The 19,601-nt window shown below is 66.8% G+C and carries 18 protein-coding genes; 5 read left to right on the top strand and 13 right to left on the bottom strand.

The window, feature by feature from the left end; genetic code table 11:
* Window positions 1-77: 77 nt before the first annotated feature.
* From MHX64_RS08675 to MHX64_RS08665, 3 genes are all read left to right on the top strand, one after another.
* Window positions 78-623 carry a hypothetical protein gene (locus MHX64_RS08675; protein WP_239357172.1) on the top strand — a complete coding sequence of 182 codons (546 nt, stop codon included), beginning with the start codon at window positions 78-80 and terminating at the stop codon, window positions 621-623.
* Between the two features lie 89 nt (window positions 624-712).
* Window positions 713-2,065 carry a DNA repair protein RadA gene (gene radA, locus MHX64_RS08670; RefSeq protein ID WP_239357145.1) on the top strand — a complete coding sequence of 451 codons (1,353 nt, stop codon included), beginning with the start codon at window positions 713-715 and terminating at the stop codon, window positions 2,063-2,065.
* Between the two features lie 5 nt (window positions 2,066-2,070).
* Window positions 2,071-3,411, top strand: a complete 1,341-nt coding sequence (locus MHX64_RS08665; RefSeq protein ID WP_239357142.1) for a hypothetical protein — start codon at window positions 2,071-2,073, stop codon at window positions 3,409-3,411.
* On the opposite strand, the gene MHX64_RS08660 is transcribed toward MHX64_RS08665, so the two are convergent.
* Together MHX64_RS08660 and MHX64_RS08655 are read right to left on the bottom strand one after the other, a co-directional pair.
* Window positions 3,404-4,084 (bottom strand): hypothetical protein, encoded by a 681-nt coding sequence (locus tag MHX64_RS08660; protein ID WP_239357139.1) that lies wholly within the window; start codon window positions 4,082-4,084, stop codon window positions 3,404-3,406. The genes MHX64_RS08665 and MHX64_RS08660 overlap by 8 nt on opposite strands.
* Before the next feature lie 9 nt (window positions 4,085-4,093).
* Window positions 4,094-4,714, bottom strand: coding sequence for a carbonic anhydrase (locus MHX64_RS08655; protein ID WP_239357136.1), 621 nt, complete (start codon window positions 4,712-4,714; stop codon window positions 4,094-4,096).
* Here MHX64_RS08655 and MHX64_RS08650 point away from each other — a divergent pair.
* Window positions 4,713-5,594, top strand: coding sequence for an A/G-specific adenine glycosylase (locus MHX64_RS08650; RefSeq protein WP_239357134.1), 882 nt, complete (start codon window positions 4,713-4,715; stop codon window positions 5,592-5,594). The two genes, MHX64_RS08655 and MHX64_RS08650, sit on opposite strands and share 2 nt — an antisense overlap.
* Here MHX64_RS08650 and MHX64_RS08645 read toward each other — a convergent pair.
* Window positions 5,573-5,743, bottom strand: a complete 171-nt coding sequence (locus MHX64_RS08645) for a DUF4236 domain-containing protein (RefSeq protein WP_141764919.1) — start codon at window positions 5,741-5,743, stop codon at window positions 5,573-5,575. The two genes, MHX64_RS08650 and MHX64_RS08645, sit on opposite strands and share 22 nt — an antisense overlap.
* A gap of 90 nt (window positions 5,744-5,833) precedes the next feature.
* On the opposite strand from MHX64_RS08645, the gene MHX64_RS08640 reads away from it, so the two are divergent.
* On the top strand, window positions 5,834-7,234 hold the full coding sequence (locus tag MHX64_RS08640; protein ID WP_239357132.1) for an alpha/beta fold hydrolase: 1,401 nt from the start codon (window positions 5,834-5,836) through the stop codon (window positions 7,232-7,234).
* On the opposite strand, the gene MHX64_RS08635 is transcribed toward MHX64_RS08640, so the two are convergent.
* From MHX64_RS08635 to MHX64_RS08590, 10 genes are all read right to left on the bottom strand, one after another.
* The gene (locus MHX64_RS08635) at window positions 7,168-9,906 is read right to left on the bottom strand and encodes an ATP-dependent Clp protease ATP-binding subunit (RefSeq protein WP_239357131.1); all 2,739 of its coding nucleotides are present in this window, start codon (window positions 9,904-9,906) and stop codon (window positions 7,168-7,170) included. The genes MHX64_RS08640 and MHX64_RS08635 overlap by 67 nt on opposite strands.
* A gap of 130 nt (window positions 9,907-10,036) precedes the next feature.
* On the bottom strand, window positions 10,037-10,333 hold the full coding sequence (locus MHX64_RS08630) for a CHY zinc finger protein (protein WP_239306379.1): 297 nt from the start codon (window positions 10,331-10,333) through the stop codon (window positions 10,037-10,039).
* A complete protein-coding gene (gene ptsP, locus MHX64_RS08625; RefSeq protein ID WP_239357130.1) occupies window positions 10,333-12,024 on the bottom strand; it encodes a phosphoenolpyruvate--protein phosphotransferase in 1,692 nt (563 codons plus the stop codon). Before ptsP ends, MHX64_RS08630 begins: the two co-directional genes overlap by 1 nt.
* A complete protein-coding gene (locus MHX64_RS08620) occupies window positions 12,017-14,074 on the bottom strand; it encodes a glucose PTS transporter subunit IIA (RefSeq protein WP_239357129.1) in 2,058 nt (685 codons plus the stop codon). Before MHX64_RS08620 ends, ptsP begins: the two co-directional genes overlap by 8 nt.
* An 82-nt stretch (window positions 14,075-14,156) precedes the next feature.
* Window positions 14,157-14,474, bottom strand: a complete 318-nt coding sequence (locus MHX64_RS08615; protein WP_239357128.1) for a TM2 domain-containing protein — start codon at window positions 14,472-14,474, stop codon at window positions 14,157-14,159.
* Window positions 14,475-14,485: 11 nt separating this feature from the next.
* Window positions 14,486-15,997 carry a lysine--tRNA ligase gene (lysS, locus tag MHX64_RS08610; protein WP_239306362.1) on the bottom strand — a complete coding sequence of 504 codons (1,512 nt, stop codon included), beginning with the start codon at window positions 15,995-15,997 and terminating at the stop codon, window positions 14,486-14,488.
* 16 nt (window positions 15,998-16,013) lie between these two features.
* The gene (locus MHX64_RS08605; RefSeq protein ID WP_239357127.1) at window positions 16,014-17,270 is read right to left on the bottom strand and encodes a hypothetical protein; all 1,257 of its coding nucleotides are present in this window, start codon (window positions 17,268-17,270) and stop codon (window positions 16,014-16,016) included.
* A gap of 20 nt (window positions 17,271-17,290) precedes the next feature.
* Window positions 17,291-18,082 (bottom strand): pantoate--beta-alanine ligase, encoded by a 792-nt coding sequence (locus MHX64_RS08600; RefSeq protein WP_239357126.1) that lies wholly within the window; start codon window positions 18,080-18,082, stop codon window positions 17,291-17,293.
* A complete protein-coding gene (locus MHX64_RS08595; RefSeq protein ID WP_239306359.1) occupies window positions 18,083-18,784 on the bottom strand; it encodes a hypothetical protein in 702 nt (233 codons plus the stop codon).
* A complete protein-coding gene (locus MHX64_RS08590; RefSeq protein ID WP_239357125.1) occupies window positions 18,785-19,597 on the bottom strand; it encodes a DUF6779 domain-containing protein in 813 nt (270 codons plus the stop codon).
* Window positions 19,598-19,601 lie beyond the last annotated feature (4 nt).

Genomic DNA, 19,601 nt, shown 5'->3' with positions numbered 1-19,601 from the left:
AATAGGGGGAGCAAGTGGGAAAACTTACTGTGCAGACGCTAGAGTAAGGCGGAGAAAACCCTCGAATGAGTTTGATGATGGAGGACACCCCCGTGAAGTCCCTGAAGCGCGTCGCTGCCGCCGCCGTCGCTGGCTGCGCAACCCTGGCCCTCGTCGGCTGCTCCGCCGGCCAGATCACCCAGACCTCGAACCAGGTGGCGGCCGTTGACGGCGCTAGCGCCTCCACCGAGGACGGCTCCGTCGCCGTTCACGACGTGACCGTGGTGCTCGCAGAGGACGGCCAGGCCGCCCTGAAGTTCACCGCCACCAACCAGGACACCTCCATGAAGGACCACACCCTGAAGTCCGTCGAGGTGGACGGCAAGCCGGCGACCGTTTCCAGCACCTCCGCTATCGCCTACAACTGCGCGCTGGTTGCGGATTCCAAGGATGGCCTGGAGCGCATGCCGCAGGACAAGAACGACAACTGCATCGAGTACACCGCCACTTCCCTGGTGAACCAGGGCTTCGCCTACGGCGGCAACGTCCCGGTCACCTTCAAGTTCGACACCGGCTCGGTGGACGTGGATGCGACCGTGTCCGCACCGACGCTGGCTTCCGGCCAGGTGGACCGCGAGGTTTAAGCCTCTTTTCAAAGAATTTGCCGCTGGTTTGACCAGCGGTTTTTTCGTGTTCGAACGCCGTGTCGGGGCCGTGTTATACGGTGTGGCGCATGGCAAAGAAACCCCGCGTGATCCACACCTGCACCGAGTGCGGCTACTCCTCCCCCAAGTGGCTCGGCCGCTGCCCCGAGTGCGGGTCTTGGGGCACGCTCCAAGAGGAGGCGCCGGTTGCTTCGGGCCCGGTGAAGACGTCCTCGCTGACGCCGTCCGCCCCCGCGAGCCCGATCACGAAGGTCGAGGCCGCGGCGACGAAGACGGTGAAGTCCGGCATCCTGGAGCTGGACCGCGTGCTCGGCTCCGGCGTGGTGCCCGGCTCTGTCGTGCTGATGGCTGGCGAGCCCGGCGTGGGCAAGTCCACCCTTTTGCTGGAGGTGGCGTCGCGGTGGGCGAAGCAGGGGCGCAAGGCGCTCTACGTCACGGCGGAGGAGTCTGCGGGCCAGGTCCGCGCCCGCGCCGAGCGCACGGAGGCGCTTGTGGACACGTTGTATCTTGCCGCCGAGTCCAACCTGGACGTGGTGTTCGGCCACGTTGAGCAGCTGAAGCCCTCGCTGCTGATCGTGGATTCTGTGCAGACCATGCACGCCGCCGGCGTCGAAGGTGTGGCGGGCGGCGTGGCCCAGTCCCGCGCGGTCACGGCGGCGCTGACCACGCTGGCCAAGACCACGAATATCCCGGTGCTGCTGGTGGGGCACGTGACCAAGGACGGCAACGTCGCCGGCCCGCGCGTGCTGGAGCACCTGGTGGACGTGGTGTTGAACTTTGAGGGGGACAGGCAGTCGTCGCTAAGAATGCTCCGGGGCATTAAGAACCGCTTCGGCGCCACCGACGAGGTCGGCTGCTTCGAGCAGACCTCCGGCGGCATCCGGGAGGTGCCGGACCCGTCGGGGCTGTTCCTGTCGCACCGCGGGCAAACGCCGGATGGCTCGGCGGTGACGGTGGCGATGGACGGCGTGCGCCCCATCCTCGCCGAGGTGCAGGCGCTAACCGTGGACCCGGTGAATAAGAGCCCGCGGCGCGTGGTCACCGGCCTGGATTTCAACCGTGTGCCCATGGTGCTGGCGGTGCTGCAGGCGCGCTGCGGGGAGCGCACGAACGACAAGGACGCGTACGTGGCCACCGTCGGCGGGGTGAAGATCACGGAAACAGCCACGGACCTCGCGGTCGCGCTTGCCACTTGGTCGAGCTTGCACGAGAAGCCACTGCCTGCGAAAACGGTGGTTGTGGGCGAGGTGGGGCTGGCGGGAGAGATCAGGCGCGTGCCCAACCTCGGCCGGCGCCTCCAAGAAGCGGCGCGCATGGGCTACACCGGCGCGATCGTGCCTGCCGGTGAGAAGCTGTCTATCGACGGCCTGACGGTCCGCCCCGTCTCCACCCTCGCGGAGGCGCTGTCCTTGCTACAGTAGACCCCATGAATGAGGGGGAAATTCAGCGGGCTATTCACGTGCTCCGCGAACACACGGCAGATTCAAACCATGTTGTTGCAGTAATTGAGACGGCGACGTTTCTTTTGCGGGGAGGGCTGCACGACCAGGCGTTGGGCCTGGTCTCCGGCACGGAGCCGTTCATCGAGCATCCGGTGGAGGCGATGGGCGCCCTCGGGGAATTCTTCGCGGTCGCGGCCGAGGCGGGGCTGGGGGAATATCCGCTCGTGCGGTTCACCTCCCCGCGCTGGCCGGGCACGGACCCGCAGGTGGCGTCGCTGGCGAAGGCGTTCGGGGGACGGTACAAGCGGGTGGAGGAGTCTTGCCTCAACCTGGCGGATTTCGCGGACACGGTGGTGTTTTCGTTGACGGCCCCCGTCGAGACGCACCTGCCGGAGCCGGACCAGCTGGTGGAGCAGGTGATGGTGCTGCAGGACCTGGACCTGGGCACGGAGCAGGCCCGCCAGATCTTCGACGCGGCCGGGGCGGTGGCGTTCCACCCGTCGCTGGACTACGTGGTGCTGTTCCAGCTCGCGCTGCTTGCCGACGAGGCGCGGCGTCCCCTGGACACCCTGGCGTTTCTGGACGCGCTGTCGCAGCTGCCGGAGCGGATGTGCCCCGGCATGGAAGAGATAGATCTCGCGCTGGTGAAGGCCGCGAACTACATGGACTTGGGCGCGATGCGCGACGCCGCGGCCTGCCTGCTGCTGGACACGGCCGGCAAAGAGCCTGACACCGCCCTGCGCCGGTATTCGCTGGTGATGCGCAGGCTGCTGAACGCCGACGAGTTCGACGCGGCGCTGTACCTGGTCTCCCCTACCCAGGACATCGTGGACGCTGGGCACGGTTCGCCGTGGTGGCGTCTGCAGGGGGCGTCGGCGGTGGCGCAGTGGGTCGCCTCCGCGGCGGATCCCGGGTTCGGTCAGCTCTGGCCGTCTGCACGAGATCGTCTTGAAGTTGCGTTTTCCGAGTACGCGGGAAGCGGCGCGTCGGATGGTCTGGGTTCTCAGTACGTCGGCAACGTGGTCACCGCGCTGCAGAAGACGCAGCGGGCGGAGGAAGCGGTGGACCTGTCGTCGTGGGCGCTGCCGGTCGCGGCGAAAACAAATAACCCGAAAGAGACCCTGTTTACGCTCTGCGACAATGCAGTGTCCCTGTTTTGCTGCGGGCGCTTCGAGGAATCCGCGATGGTGTTTGAGTCCGTGCACCAGCGGGCGCGCGAAGCCTGCGATGCCGAGGCGATGGGGTGGGCCGTTAACTACCTGCGCGACTTTGGGGTGTTCTCGGGATCGCCCGCGTATTCGCAGGCGCTCGAGCGGCTTAGGTGATGTTGAAGGGGCTGGCGTCGGAGGCATTGTCCCCGATCACGCCGTGCAGGAAGTAGGAGCCGGCCTTCACTTCCGGGCGATTGTCGCACTGTCCCGGCTGCGATGCAGTGGCGGACCAGCGGGCCTCCCAACGGCGCTTCTCGCCCGGCGCGAACTCGACGTTGCCTGCCGCCACCGGCGGGTAGCAGTCGGTGTCAGACCAGATGCGGTCGTTGGTGGCCATGTCGTAGACCTCGAAGCGCAGCAGGTCGTCGTCCAGGTTGATTACGCAGTCGGTGTCGGTGGGGTTTTCCACCTCCATGTAGAACACCGGCTGGACCCCAACCGCATACGAGGGCTGGTTGCTGGACGCGTGGATTTGCAGGTCAGCCAGCTCGCAGCTGCCCTTCTTCACCGGGGCGGCGGCGGTTTCCTCGGTCGGTTGGGTGGGTGCCTCCGAGGATGTCGGTGTCGTGCTCTCCTCGGAAAGCTGCACCGTCGGCTCGGTGGCCAGGGTGGTGGACGGGGCTTCCGCCACGGTTTCGGGGGTGGTTTCCGTCTCGTCCGTCTTTCCGCTGCGGGCGAACGCGGACAGGCCCCACACCAAAAGCGCCACAACCACCAGCAGGATGACGAGTGCCGCCACGCGGCGGCGCATGTAAATCTCTGGAGGCAGTGGGCGCTGGTTCGACATGCCTATAACTTAATCGCCGAAGTTTTCGTAGGTGGTCTCGACACGGCCGTCGGACAGGCGGTAACGCGCACCGACCACACCGACCGTCTTGTGCTCCAGCCCAGAAATGACGGCTGGGATGCGCGCCACCAGGTGCTCTGCGCCGTTGCGGGCGTGCGCCTGCTCCACCTGTTCGCCGCGGGTTTTCGCCTCCGCCACGGCCGGCGAAATCTTCTCCACGAACACGCGCGTCAGCCCCGGAGGGATGTCACCGGACTCGAGCGCGGACACCGCGGCGCCCACAGCGCCGCACTTCTCGTGGGCGAGGAAGAGCACGAGGTCCACCCCGAGGCCGTCCACGGCGTACTCCACGGACGCGGATACGGCGGAGTCCACGCAGCCGCCGGCGGTGCGGATGACGAAGATGTCGCCGAAGCCGGCGTCGAAAAGCAGCTCAATGGGCACGCGGGAGTCCGAGCAGCCCACCACGCACACCGCCGGGTTCTGGCCGGAGGTGAGCTGCTGGCGGGTGGCTGGGTCGCGGCGCGGGTCCGCGGTGTTGCCGGTGGCGAAACGCTCGTTGCCGGCTTTCAGCAGCTCCCACACCTCGCGGGGTGTGGCGGCGGCCTGGAGATCGGTTACGTCAGTCATGCCCACTATTGTTGCACGCATTGTGACGAAACTGCGCCCAAACAAGATCATCGACTGGTACCGAGCCAACGCCCGCGAGCTGCCGTGGCGTGTGGCGGGTACTTCTCCCTGGGGCGTGCTGCTCAGTGAGGTGATGAGCCACCAAACTCAGGTCGAGCGGGTCGCCCCCATCTGGCAGGAATGGATGGAACGATGGCCCACCCCGGCGGCGTTCGCGCAGGCTGGCACGGACGAGATCCTGCGGGCCTGGGGCAGCCTGGGCTACCCGCGCCGGGCCCTGCGCCTGAAGGAATGTGCGCAGGTCATCGTGGATGAGCATGGCGGCGAGGTGCCGGAGGACGTCGATAAGCTGCTGGCTCTCCCCGGCATCGGCGACTACACCGCGCGGGCCGTGGCGTGCTTCGCGTACGGCAAGAACGTGCCGGTTGTGGACACGAACGTGCGGCGCGTGGTGGCGCGCGTGGAGCGCGGCGACGCACTCGGGGCGCCCGGCAAAAAGGAAATCGAGCAGGTGGCGGCGCTGTTGCCGGAGCAGCGTGGCCCCGAGTTTTCGGTGGGCCTGATGGAGCTCGGCGCGCTCGTGTGCACCGCGCGGGCGCCGAAATGCGAAAAGTGCCCGGTGAGTTCTGAGTGCGCGTGGCTCGCAGCCGGCAAGCCTGAGGCCGAGGTGAAGAAGCGAACTCAGAAGTTTGTTGGCACCGACCGCCAAGTGCGCGGCAAGATCATGCGGCTGTTGCGCGAGTCTGAAAGCCCCGTTGAGCAAAAGCTTATCGACGCCCTCTGGCACGACCCCGCACAGCTTTCCCGCGCGCTATTTTCCCTTCTCGAAGACGGTTTAGCTGAGCAGGACGAGAAGGGCTACTTCCACCTGCCGCGGTAGTGCAGCCCACCGGGTAGCTTCACGTACACGCCGCCGCGGGAGTTGAAGGTGACCGGCCCGATCTTCCGTGATGCGGACACGCCGGACTTGGAGTAGTTGAGCCAGCTGCCGTCGCTGATCTTTTGTCGCTTGCGGTACTGAATTCCCATGGAGGGGAGCTTACACTGCTTCCCATGCGTAAACGGTGGTGTCTTTTTGCTGTCCCGCTCCTGATCTGCCCCTCTGCTCACGCTGAGGATTTGAGCGCGGAATCGTTGTCGTCCCTGTCGTCGGTTGGCTCGTCGACGTTCGAGGTCATCGGCAACGCGTCGTCGCTGTCGTCCATCCCGGAGCTGTCCTCGCATGCGCTGGGCGGCGCGGCGGGCGACGCTGCCGGCGAGCTCAACGCGAAGAAGCGGGTGCCGGGCACCAACGGCAAGCGCATCCGCTACACCTCCGTCAACGAACGCGGCGAGAAAGTGCCGGTCACCGGCGCATTGTACGACCGTCCGTTTGCGAAGGGCCTGGTTGTTCTCGCTCCGGGCACGCGCGGCCTGGGCGACCAGTGCGCGCCGTCGGCGGCGTCCTCCATGCTGTCTTCGCTCGGCCTCGACGGCACGGTGAACATCAACTACGAGGCACCTATGGTGCAGATGCTTCTCGACGACGGTTACCGCGTGGTCGTCACCGACTACATGGGGCTGGGCACCGACGGCCTGCACACCTACCTCAACCGCGTCGACCAGGGCCGCGCGGTCATCGATGCCGCCCGCGCCGTGTCCAAACGCGGCGAGAAGGTGGCGTTCTGGGGCTACTCGCAGGGCGGCGGCGCCGCTGCGGCGGCCGCGGAGCTCGTCGGCGACTACGCGCCGGAGCTCAACGTGGTGGGGACGTTTGCCGGCGCTCCCCCGGCCGACCCGCTGGCCGTGCTGCAGCAGGCGTCCGCGTCGATGCTCACCGCCGTGGCGGGCTTCGCCGCCGCCAGCTACTCGGAGACCTACCCCGAGTTCCGCGACGCCATCCAGGAGTACCTCACCGACGACGGCAAGAAACTGTTGGAGGATCTGAAAACGTCGTGCGTGGTGGACGCGTCGATGCGCGCCCCGAAGATCACGGGCGACATCTTCGTCGACGGCAAGACCTTCGCGGAGATTGCGGAGGAAGACGAGCGCATCGGCAAGTACCTCGAGCGCAACAAGTTGGGCAAGGTGAAGCCGAACGCCCCGATTATGGTGTTGACCAACCCGGACGACGACCTCGTCCCGGAGCCGCAGGCCACCCAGTTGGCCGAGGACTACTGCGCGATCGGCGCCGATGTGGAGTACCGGCGCGTGGTGGTGCCGGGCTCGCCGACGCAGCCCTTGTCGTCCGGCCGCCGCGAGCTCACCCCGCGCGCGCCGGGTTCCGGTCACGCGCTGCCGCTGGTGCTGCAGACGGGCAACGTCTCGGACTGGCTATCCGACCGCTTCAAGGGCAAGCCCATGAAACAGGTGTGCCCCTCCGACCACCCCGAGTATGAGGTGGTCGAGGGGCTCAACGCCGTGGAGATCACTGCGATCGTTGTCGCAGTCCTCGGCACCCTGGGCTTGTGGGCTTACACCGGCTCGGGGCCGTTGCCCTCGTTGCCGTCACCGCCTTCCTTACCTTCACTGCCCTTCTGATCGTCGCGCTCATCCGGGAACTCTGAGGACTCGGACTCCGGCTGGGTGCGCTCCGGCTCGATGTCGCGGACTTCGTCCTCCGGCTCCACGTCGAAGGCCTCTGCCGGCAGCGGGCGCGGGCGCGGCGTGAAGGTGAACTTCGCGTCCGGCGCGGCCTTTCCGCGCTCCTTGCGCGCGGACTCGACGTCGCCGTCCCAGCCCTCGACGTCCACGGTGATGATCTCGCCGGCGCCGATCTCGCCGAACAGGATCTTCTCCGACAGGATGTCCTCGATCTCGCGCTGAATCGTGCGGCGCAGCGGACGGGCGCCCAGCACCGGATCGAAGCCGCGGACCGCGAGCAGGTTCTTCGCGTTCTCGGTCAGCTCGATGCCCATGTCCTGCGCGGCCAGGTTCTTGTCCACGCGGCCGATGAGCAGGTCCACCATCTTGACAATCTCGTCCTGGCTGAGCTGCTTGAACACAACGATCTCGTCGATGCGGTTCAAGAACTCGGGGCGGAAGTGCTTCTTCAGCTCGTCGTGGACCTTGCCCTTCATCCGCTCGTACTGCGCATCGGAATCCGCGGCGGTGTCGCCGGTGAAGCCCAGGCCGACCGGCTTGGAAATGTCGGACGTGCCCAGGTTCGAGGTGAAGATCAGCACCGTGTTCTTGAAGTCCACGTTGCGGCCCTGGCCGTCGGTGACGTGGCCTTCTTCGAGTACCTGGAGCAGCGTGTTGTAAATCTCCTTGTGCGCCTTCTCGATCTCGTCGAAAAGCACCACGCTAAACGGCTTGCGGCGCACCTTCTCGGTGAGCTGGCCGCCCTCTTCGTAGCCGACGTATCCCGGAGGGGCGCCGAAGAGTCGCGAGGCGGTGAAGCGGTCGTGGAACTCGCCCATGTCCACCTGGATCAGGGAGTCGTCGTCGCCGAAGAGGAACTCGGCGAGCGCCTTGGACAGCTCCGTCTTACCCACACCGGACGGGCCGGCGAAGATGAAGGAGCCGGACGGACGGTTCGGGTCCTTCAGGCCGGCGCGGGTGCGGCGGATGGAGCGGGAGACTGCCTTGACTGCCTCGTCCTGGCCGATGATGCGCTTGTGCAGCTCGTCTTCCATGTGGAGGAGACGGCTGGACTCGCTTTCGGTGAGCTTGAACACCGGGATGCCGGTCCAGTTGGCCAGCACGTCCGCGATCTGGTCCTCGCCGACCTCGGCGATTTCCTCCAAATCGTCGGAGCGCCACTTCTTCTCCTTGGCTGAGCGCTCCTCCCCCAGCTTGCGCTCGGTGTCGCGCAGGCCGGCGGCCTTTTCAAAGTCCTGGGCGTCGATCGCCGCTTCCTTCTCCTTGCGCACCTCGGAGATGCGGTCGTCCACCTCACGCAGGTCCTCCGGTGCGGTCATGCGCTTGATGCGCATGCGGGCGCCGGCCTCGTCGAGCAGGTCGACGGCCTTGTCCGGCAGGAAGCGGTCGTTGATGTAGCGGTCCGACAGCGTCGCAGCCGCCTTGAGCGCGTCGTCGGTGTAGGACACGCGGTGGTGCGCCTCGTAGCGGTCGCGCAGGCCCTTGAGGATCTGCACGGTGTCCTCCACGGACGGCTCGTCCACCTGCACCGGCTGGAAGCGGCGCTCGAGGGCCGCGTCCTTCTCGATGTGCTTGCGGTACTCGTCCAGCGTGGTCGCACCGATGGTCTGGAGCTCGCCGCGCGCCAGCTTCGGCTTCAACAGCGACGCCGCGTCGATGGCGCCCTCGGCTGCACCTGCGCCGACGAGGGTGTGGATCTCGTCGATGAACAGGATGATGTCGCCGCGCTGGTTAATCTCCTTGAGCACCTTCTTCAGGCGCTCCTCGAAGTCGCCGCGGTAGCGGGAACCCGCGACCAGGGAGCCGAGGTCCAGGGAGTAGACCTGCTTGTCCTTCAGCGTCTCCGGGACCTTGCCGTTGGCGATGTCCAGGGCGAGGCCCTCCACCACGGCGGTCTTACCCACACCGGGCTCGCCGATGAGCACCGGGTTGTTCTTGGTGCGGCGCGACAGCACCTGCATAACGCGCTCGATCTCCTTGTCGCGGCCGACAACCGGGTCGAGCTTGCCTTCCTTCGCGGCCGCGGTGAGGTTGCGGCCGAACTGGTCCAGCACCAGCGAATTGGAGCGCTCGCCGCCCTGCGGGCCGCCGCCAGCGCGCGGACCCGCGCCGGCACCCGCGAAGCCCGGCTGGCCCTGCTGCGGGGACTCCGGGTTCTGGCCCTCGCCTCCCTCGTAGCCGGACAGCAGCTGGATAACCTGCTGGCGCACGCGCGGCAGATCCGCGCCAAGCTTGATCAGCACCTGTGCCGCCACGCCGTCGCCCTCACGGATGAGGCCGAGTAGCAGGAACTCGGTGCCGATGTACTTGTGGCCCATCTGCAGGCCCTCGCGCAGGGAAAGCTCCAGCACCTTCTTCGCGCGCGGGGTGAACGGGATGTGGCCGGTCACCGGCTGGGTGCCGTGGCCGATAATGTCGATGACCTCGCGGCGCACGTCGTCGAGGTTGATGCCCATGGACTCGAGCGCCTTCGCTGCGACGCCCTCGCCCTCCTTGATCAGGCCGAGCAGGATGTGCTCGGTGCCCATGTAATTGTGGTTGAGCTCGCGCGCTTCCTCCTGTGCAAGGACGATGACGCGACGGGCCCGGTCGGTAAACCGCTCGAACATGTGGCTGACCCCTTCTTTCCTAAATCAGTTGTCCACCACCATAACGCCGGGGCCCGACATCACTTCCCTGCTTTGTGCGCGCATACCCGCATGGTCGTCGATAAGCGCAGGTGAGAGGCGATGTTCACCCTTAGCGAACAGGCCAAAAATACACATCCTCGTGCGCCTTGCAGCCAGGGTTGAAAGGGTGCCCGCAGGAGGGGCAGGACGCGCCGTATTCGGCGTACGTCATCATGCGCCCGCACGCGCCGCACATCACGGAGGGCAGTTGCCTATCGACGGGCACGAACCCGTGATCGGCCAACTCATCGTGGCACAGCGAACAGGCCCAGAATTTTTCGCATTCGCCGCACGTGTTGGCAACGACGTCGCGCTCGGAGTGCCAGTGAGCGCAACGCCCTTGCCCGTCGACGTCGACTCCGTGGATCAGAGCAGATCCTTCAGCACCGGATCCGCGAGGTTCAGCACGGCCTCGCGGGCACCCGTGGCGGTGCGGGCGTCGACGGCGAAGTTGGCCATCTGGCGGCAGGTGTCGAGGTCGTGCAGGCGCAGCGCCGCGCGCACGGCGTTGACTTTGCCCGGGGCCATCGACAGGGACTTCACGCCGAGGCCCACCAGCACGAGAGCCATGAGCGGGTTGCCGCCTGCCTCGCCGCACACGCCGACCGGCTTGCCGGTGGCTTCGCCGCCGCGGCAGGTCTCGCGGATCATGGACAGCACCGCGGGCTGCCACGGCGAGAGCAGCTCAGCGAGTTCGCCCTGCATGCGGTCCGCGGCCATCGTGTACTGCGACAGGTCGTTGGTGCCGATGGAAGCGAAGTCCACCTCTTCCAGCACCTGGCCGGCGCGGATGGCGGCCGCCGGGGTTTCCACCATCACGCCGACCTTTTTCAGCCCGGCGCCGCGAGCGCGCTCGGCGAACCACTTGGCTTCCTCGACGGTGGCGACCATCGGCGCCATGACCCACAGCTCGGAGTTGGGGACGTTGTTCTGGGCAGCCGCAAGCGCCTCCAGCTGCGTGGCAAGGAGGTCTTCGCGCGCCTGCGACAGGCGCAGGCCGCGGCGGCCCAGGGCGGGGTTTTCTTCTTCGCCGAGGTCCGCGAACGACAGCGGCTTGTCCGCGCCGGCGTCCAGGGTGCGCACCACAACGCGGCGGTTGCCGAAGGCCTCGAGCACCTTGGTGTAGGTCTCGGTCTGTTCCTCCAGGCTGGGCGCTGCGTCGCGGTCGAGGAAGAGGAACTCGGAGCGGAACAGGCCGGAGCCTTCGAGGTCGTAGTCGGCCGCCTTCTCCGCGTCATCTGCGGTGCCGATGTTGGCCAGCAGCTTCACCTTGTAGCCGTCGCGGGTTGCGCCCTCGCCGGAGGAACCGGCCAGGGCAGCCGCGCGGCGGCGGGAGCGTTCCTCGAGCTCGTCCACGTCGGATGCGTTCGGCGCGACGATCACTTCGCCGACGCCGCCGTCGAGGGCGACCAGCGGTGCGTCGACAGTCGCCTCCGCAATGCCTTTGACCTGCACGGCACACGGGATGCCCAGCTGCGCCGCCAGGATGGCGGTGTGGGACGTCGCACCGCCCGCCTCGGTGACGATGCCGAGCACCAGGTTCTTGTCCAGCGTCGCCGTCTCCGCCGGCGCGAGGTCGTGCGCGATCAGGATGGACGGCTCGGTCAGGTCCGGGATCCCCGGCTCCGGCAGGCCCCGCAGGCGCGCGGTGGCGCGGTCGCGGATGTCGTAGAGGTCGGTGACGCGCTCTGCCATGTAGCCGCCGATTTTGCGCAGCTTGTTGGCGTAGAGCTCCACCGCGTCGTGGATCGCCTTCGTCGGGCCGGTGCCCTTCTTCAGCTCCTTGTCGATGCCGCGGATTAAGCCCTTGTCGGTTGCCAAGGAAGCCGTCGCATCCAGCACGGCTTTCGCTGAGTCCGAGTTGGCGTGCTCGGCGCGTGCGGAAAGCGACGCCGCGACGTCGTGAAGCACAGCGCGAATGCGCTCGCTGTCGGCCTCCGGATCGGTGGAGGCGGGCTCGTGCTCGTCGATGCCCACTGCGGGCGTGACCACGGCGATAGGTCCGGACGCGGTGCCGGCCGAAACGCCGATGCCGTGCAGGACGGTGCGGTTAGACATTCGTGTTCACCTCAGTTGTGACCTCGAGAATAGGATCGCCGGCGACGACCGTGCCGTCCGCAACGTCATTGACGCCGCCAAGCTTCTTCGAGTTCACCACTGTAGTGATTACCGTCGTGTCCACGCCGTGGCCGGCGATTGCGGCGAAGTCAACCTCCGCCAGCGGGTCGCCCGCGTTGACCATCTGCTTCTTCTCCGCCAGCGGGGTGAAACCCTCGCCGCCGAGCTTGACGGTGTCCACGCCGATGTGGACGAGCAGCTCCACACCATTATCGGTCTTGATGCCGTAGGCGTGACCCGTCTTGGCCACGGAGATGACCTTGCCGGCCACCGGGGCGACGACGGTGAGCTTGGCGTTTTCGGGGGTGACGCCGACGGCCTGGCCGAGGGCACCGGAGGCAAACGCGGCGTCCGAAAGCGCTTCCATCGCAACAACCTCGCCCGCAACGGGCGCGAGCACAGTGGCATCCGCATCGCTTGCCGACGTCAGCTTCGCCGGGTCATCCGTGGCCGTGACCTCGTCCTCGACCAGCTCAGCCTCCTCGGCCTCGTCGGCATTGCGAGCGGCAGCGGCGCGGGCGAGCGCCTCCGCCTTCTCCTCCGGGGTGCGGTAGTCCGTGATCAGGATGATGAAGAACGCGGTGAAGAAGGCCACCGCGATGGCGAGCATGTAGACCCACTTCGGGTCGAACACGAACATGGTCGGCAGCGAAGTGAACACGAACGCGTTCGTCTTCACGCCACCGAACGGGGTACCCAGGATCGCGATGGTCAGGCCGCCGGCGAAGCAGCCCACGAGCATGCGCGGGTAGATCTTCTTGTAACGCAGGTGGATGCCGTAGAGCGACGGCTCGGAGATTCCGCCGAGCAGGCCGGCCGCGAGCGCGGAACCGGACGTCTGGCGCATGAGCGGGTCGTGGTCGCGGATGGACAGCGCGAGCACCGCGGCGGTGGCGCCGAAGCAGGCGAAGTTCCACGCACCCATCGGACCCTGGATGAAGTCGTAGCCGAGCGTGTCAATGTTGACCAGCATCAGCGCGTTGAGCGGCCAGTGCAGCCCCAGCGGCACGAGGAACGGGTACAGCATCGGAATCAGCAGGGCGAATACGAACGGCGCGTTGCCGTTCATCCAGGCCAGACCGGTGCCGATCCAGGCGCCGAGCAGGTAGCCGAACGGACCGATGAGGAACGCGGTGACCGGGATCATCACCAGCAGCGTCAAAAACGGCACGAAGACCATGTGCACCGCGGAGGGGATGATTTTCTGCAGCCCCTTATAAAGCAACGCAGCGACCGCGGCCATGATCAGCGGCACGAAGACGTTGCCGTCGTAGCCGTTATGGATCATGGGCATGCCGAAAACGTCGACAACATCGGTCGGCTCGCCGAAGAGCTCCACCACGCGCGCTTCGGGGTGGTCGGCCAGTTCCATGAAGTTCGGGGTGAACAGCGCCAGCATGATCGCGGCCGGCACCCACGGGTCGATGTCCAGCTTCTTGCCCGCGTTGTAGGCCACCGCCACCGGCAGGAAGAAGAACACGGAGTTCCACATGGCATCCACGAACTGCCAGCCCGGGCTCTTCACTTCCGCGTGGAAGTTCACTAGTTCGAACGCGTCCAGCACCGCGGCGAACGCGATGATCAGCGACGCACCGAGCAGCACACCCAGAATAGGGCGGAAGGAGTCGGAGAGGTACTCGAAGAACGCGTCCAGCCAGGGGACCTTGCCCTTGGCCTTGTCGCGCTGCTGGGCCTTCAAGTCCTCGTTGGACACGTCGCGCCCGGCCAGCTCCGGCAGCTTGTTCATCGCGTTGTAAACGCTGGCCACGTCGCCGCCGACGATCACCTGGTAGTGGTTGCCGCCCTGCGGGACAGCACCCATGACCTTGGGGTTTGCTTCTAGTCGGTCCTTGTCGGCCAGGGAAGCGTCGTAAAGCTCGAAGCGCAAACGTGTCGCGCAGTGCGTCATGGACGCGATGTTTTCCGCCCCGCCGATGCCGGCGAGGATGTCGGCGGCCTGATCCTGCAGGCTCGCCTTGGTGGTTGCCATGCTGATGCTCCTTTCAACCACAAAGATTGATCGCATCAAACGTTAGTTGGTTATAACCACCACGCACAACTGCGGATAATTGTTACTTCAGCGGGATACCCCGGCTGTCTCTGTCATAGCCCTCCACGCCGACAAGCACGAAAATAAATTCCACTAGCACCCACGTGCTTGAGACAAACAAAATGAGTTGCCCGACAAACATCCACGCCAGCGGCAAAGCAAGCAGAAGCAGGAACACCTTGCACGCGCCGCGCGCGTACTGGTTGAGGTAGAAATTGCCCGCCCCAAAGATTCCGAGGAAGAAAAACAGCAGCGCCGCGGTGGTCTTGCTCTTGTGCGGCTCGATGAGCGGTTTCCCACCCTGGTCTCCCGGGTAGTTGGGGTACGGGGTCACACTCACGGGGCGCCCCTTTACGCTTCCGGCTTCACCATCGGGAAGAGGACCGTCTCGCGGATACCCAGGCCGGTCAGGGCCATCAGCAGGCGGTCCACGCCCATGCCGCAGCCGGCTGTCGGCGGCATGCCCTGCTCCATCGCGGCGAGGAAGTCCTCGTCAAGCTGCATCGCTTCGTCGTCGCCGGCGCTGGCCAGGCGCGCCTGGTCCTCGAAGCGCTCGCGCTGGATCACCGGGTCCACCAGCTCAGAGTAGCCGGTGGCCAGCTCGAAGCCGCGCACGTACAGGTCGAACTTCTCGGTCACGCCCTTTTGGCTTCGGTGGTCGCGAGTCAGCGGCGAGGTCTCCACCGGGAAGTTGACCACGAAGGTCGGCTCGTAGAGCTGGTCGGAGCACAGCTCCTCCCAGATCTCCTCCACCAGCTTGCCGTGCAGCCAGCCGGCGTTCTCCGGCACCTTCAGGCCGATTGTTTCCGCAATGCCCTTGAGGGTGTCCACGTCGGTGTCGATGGTCACTTCCGGCTGGCCCGGGAACTTGCGCTGCAGCGCCTCGTTCAGGCTCGGGTACATCTCCAGAACCTTCCACTCGCCGCCGAAGTCGTACTCCGTGCCGTCCGCGAGCGTGACCTTCTGGGAGCCGAAGACTTCCTCGGCGCAGAACTGCACGAGGCCCTTCATGGTGGCCGCGCCGTCCTTGTAGGTGCCCCACGCCTGGTAGGTCTCCAGCATGGTGAACTCCGGGGAGTGGGAGGAATCCACGCCCTCGTTGCGGAAGTTCCTGTTGATCTCGAAGACGCGCTCGATGCCGCCGACCACGGCCCTCTTCAGGTAGAGCTCGGGCGCGATGCGCAGGTACAGGTCGATGTCCAGCGCGTTGGAGCGGGTGACAAACGGACGTGCCGCGGCGCCGCCGTGCAGCGTCTGCAGCATCGGCGTCTCAATCTCCACGAAGTCCAAGCCCGTGAGGTACTTGCGCACCGCGGCGATGACCTTGATGCGGGTCATGGCGTTGGTGCGCGCGTCCTCGCGCATGATCAGGTCGGTGTAGCGGCGGCGCACCCGCTGCTCCTCGTTCATGTCCGCGAACGCCACCGGCAGCGGGTTGAGCGCCTTGGACGCCATGTGCCAGGACTTCGCCATCACGGACAGCTCGCCGCGCTTGGAGGCGATGACGCGGCCGCGCACGGAGACGATGTCGCCCAAGTCGGTGTCGGCCTTCCACTGCGCCAGCGCTTCTTCGCCGACCTCAGCCAGGGAGAGCATGACCTGCAGCTGGGTGCCGTCGCCTTCCTGCAGGGTGGCAAAGCACAGCTTGCCGGTGTTGCGCTGGAACATGATGCGGCCAGCGACGGCAACCTCGTCCTGGGTTTCCTCGCCGGGCTCCAGCGTGCCGTCGTACTTCGCGCGCAGGTCTTTCAGAGACGTCGTGCGATCGACTTCGACGGGGTAGGCGTCCCGCCCTTCGTCGATAAGCCTCTGCCTCTTCTCCCGGCGGATTTGCTGCTGCTCTGAAAAGTCCTGCGTAGTCACGGCGAATAATCGTAGCTTATTCGCACACGGGGAGGTCCAGTCGCTGGTTCTCCGCGTCGAAACCGTTGACGATGAACAGGTACTCCGGCTTGTCCTGCGGCGTCATCACGTACGCCGGCGGGTTCGCGTCCGGCAGCTCGTAGGAGTAAATCGTGCACTCGCCGGAGCCCAGGACCACGGCTTCGCTCGGGTCCGGCACCGCATCATCGCGGTCGGACTCGGAGGCGTACTGGGCGACGGAAACGCCGAGCTCATCGTTTGCGCAGCGGATCTTGCCCACCTGGTCGATGTCCAGCGAACCCGGCTCGCAGACCAGCTCCTTCCAGCCCTTCTGGCCCGAACGCTCGGAGACGACCTTCGGGTATTCCTGCGCGATCTGCGCCTCCGCGCCGGCCCAGTCCTCGCCGCGGTGGGTGCTCCAGTACCACAGCGCCGCCAGCGCGATGAGCAGCAGCGCGAGGATGGCGATGATCCACGGCCACGGCGCAGTCTTCTTCTGCTTCGTCGGGACCGTGCGCACGTAGTTGCCGTCGGTGCCGTAGGCGTAGGGCTCCGGCGGCTTGCGGTAGCCGTCCTGCGGGCGCGGCGCGACGGACTGGTCGGGGGATTCAATAGCCACATGCTCGGCAGGGGCGGTCTCCAGCACGCCAGCGCAGGTGCGCGCCCCGGAGCGCGGTTCGTCGCCAGTCATCAACGCAACCACGTTGGCGAACTTTTCCACGTTGCCCTTCGCGGCCGCCTCGTCGCTTTGCGCCGGGTCGGTGCTCGGCCCTACCAGGGTGAGCTTGACCGGGGTGGTGGACCACTGCGGCTGCACCAACAGGCGCTCCGGGGTGATGGAGCGCGAGACGAACCCGGCCAGGCCCTTCAGGTCGTAGTCGTCGACCGCCTCGGCCACCGGGGCGAGCAGGTCGCGCACCTCCTGCGGGGTGAACGTCGCGCCCTTCTCCGCGATCAGGTCCGACAGCGGGGTGCCGGTGGGCGCCTCACGCAGGACGAACAGCTTGCCGTCTTCGGTGGTGCCAACGCTGCGCGGCTGGAAGGCGCCCGGGTGCGCCGCCAGCGCGAGGCGGGAGTTCAGGGTGTTGACTTCGTCGCCGATCGCGGAATCCACGGCGGTGTCGAAGACTTCCACTTCCACACCGTGGCCCGTGTCGTCGGTGGCGGTGTAGAGCGTGGACGTCTCGGTGCTCCCGGTCTGTTCAACCTGCTCCGGGGTGAAGGTGAACCCGAAGCGTTCTGCGAGCATTCCGGCGATGGTGGCGTTGGACATGCGCGTGAGTCTACCGGGTGTCATGCTTCGACGTGTTTGAAGCCGACCCCCAGCGGCAGCCCCACGTTGTCCGTCAGGTGCACCCCGCCCAAATCCACCGCTCCGAGCAGGCGCGCGTCGCCTTCTGCTGGCGCCTCGCGCATGGCTAGGTCGCGCAGCTCAAGGTACGTCGGGGCCACACCGGCGGCCTCGAGGACACCGCGCGCGGTCTCCAGGACTTTGGCCTTTCCATGCTCCGCGGCGTGCGCCCCAGCCGTCAGCGCGGCCGAGAGCGCGAGAGCAGCATCCCGCTTATCGACGGCGACAAGCGCGTTCCTGTTCGACAGCGCCAAACCGTCCGGTGTTCGCACCGTGGGCACGCTGTGGAGCTTGCACTCCATGCGCAGGCCGGACACCGCGTACTGGGTGGCCACCAGCACCTCGAAGTCCTTCTCTCCAAGCACCACGTCCGTGGCGTGGGTGGCGTTGATCGCGGCGAGGATCCGCGCGACCTCCTTTTGCGTGAGCTCCGGGTTTTCCAGCGGTTCCACGCCGGAATCCACGCGCACCGACGTTGCCAGCGCCCCGTGGAAGACCACGTCCACCTTCTCCCGGGCGAAGACCTCAGGCACTTCCTCGCCCGCAAACGTGACCACCACGTAGGAGCCGAGCAGCGACTTCGCCGCGCGGACGAGCTCCACGTGCCCGCCGTGGATGCCCGTGCCCAGCGGCACCACAACCACAGACTTGCCGATTTTGCGGAACGCGCGACCGTAGGTGGCCAAGAGCTTCTCGTCGGTGACCACCACTGCCTGGCCTGGTTCGAAAGCCATTTATCCTCCCTCGTATTTCTGAATCACCCACAACTCGGTGTCGGTGTCCTGGTCCACCTCGCCGCGCCTGCGCACCAGATCTACAAACAGGCGGCGAACGCCAGGATCCGGCAACGCGGCGAGGAGCCGGTCCAGCTGCTGCATGTCGTGGGCGTGCCGTGGCGCCGGCGGGGCGAGAAGGAACTGCTGCGCCACGGCGTCGAACCCCGGCACCGCATCGGCGAGGATCGCCTGCGCGTCGTCGCGGATGACGGCCTCCATCGCCCGCAGCTCCTGGGCGGCGGCGATCGCGGGGCGTGCGTCGTCGTTAATGCGCAAGCTCACCCCGCCGATCTCCGCGATGAGCAGACCCACCACCGTCTCGCCGAGTTCGTCGGCGGCCGAGGTCACCCACACGTTGTCGAAGATGTTGTGGGCGCACATGGTGATCGCCTGGGCGACCTCCACGTCGTCGAGCAGCTGCTGGCCTTCGTCCAGCGCGGTGTGCAGAAACATCTGCCGCGGGCGGGCGTGGTCGGCCAGTATTTCGCAGGCGGTGCGGATGTCGGGCGGCGGGCCGTCGAGAAGCACAAGATCCACGTGCGCGACCGCACCGGGATCTTGCTCGATGTCCAGCGCGCGCACCGTGTGGCCGGCGCGCTCGAAGCGCTCCGCGAGCGGCGAGACACCGAACACCGCCCCCACCAGCAGGCGAGGCGGCATCTACTTCCCCTGGCGGGCGAGCAGCTCAGCCACGGAAACCGCGCCGTCTCCACGCTCATCGGCGCGGCGGCGGCCAGAACGGCGCTCAGGCTGCGGCTCTGGGGTTGGTTCCGGGGTTGGCTCCGGCTTCGGCTCTGGGGTTTGCTCCGCCTTCGCCTTTTCCGCCTCCCGCTCGCTGATCAGGTCGGACAGCGGGTTGCGCGCCGGGCGGGCCGACGGCTGGGTGCCGATGCGGCCCGCGATCGCGTCCGAGCTCGGCGCACCCGTCGGGCGGGAGGGGCGCACGCGGCTGATCACGACGGTGTCGTCCGTGGACGGGCTCTGCGCCGGCTGCGGCTTCGGCTCCGGGGCGGGTTCCGGAGTTGGTTCTGGTTCTGGCTCCTTCTTCGACTCCAACTCGCTGATGCGGCGGGCGCGAGCCTGCACGGCGGCGGGCTCGTACTCGAAGACTCGGCCGTTGAGCTCCTCCAGCTGAGCACGCAGCGCCTGGATCTGCTCCTGCAGCTCGCGCAGCGTCTTCACGTCCACGGACGGCGCGGTCTTGGCCTCCAGCTCTTCGCGGTGACGCTGCTCCTGCTCCTTGATGCGCTGCTCGGCGGCCGCAGCCTCGGTCGTGGCCGCGTCGCGGTCCCGGCGCACCTTGGAGTTGATCAGGATCCCGGCTGCACCCGCCCACAGCGCGAAGATCAGCGCGATCTTCAGCGCGTTAGCGGAGTTGGTGAACAGCATGACCACGGTGCCGATGACAGCGACCACAAAAGGCACGATGACCCACAGGCTCGCGCGGTCTGGGGACGCATTCTGGGCACTCATGCCC

It is taken from the genome of Corynebacterium sp. ACRPZ (genome assembly GCF_022346205.1).
Lineage (GTDB): Bacteria > Actinomycetota > Actinomycetes > Mycobacteriales > Mycobacteriaceae > Corynebacterium > Corynebacterium lehmanniae.
Note: the sequence above shows the minus strand (reverse complement) of the source record. Positions and strands in the feature narration are given on the sequence as shown.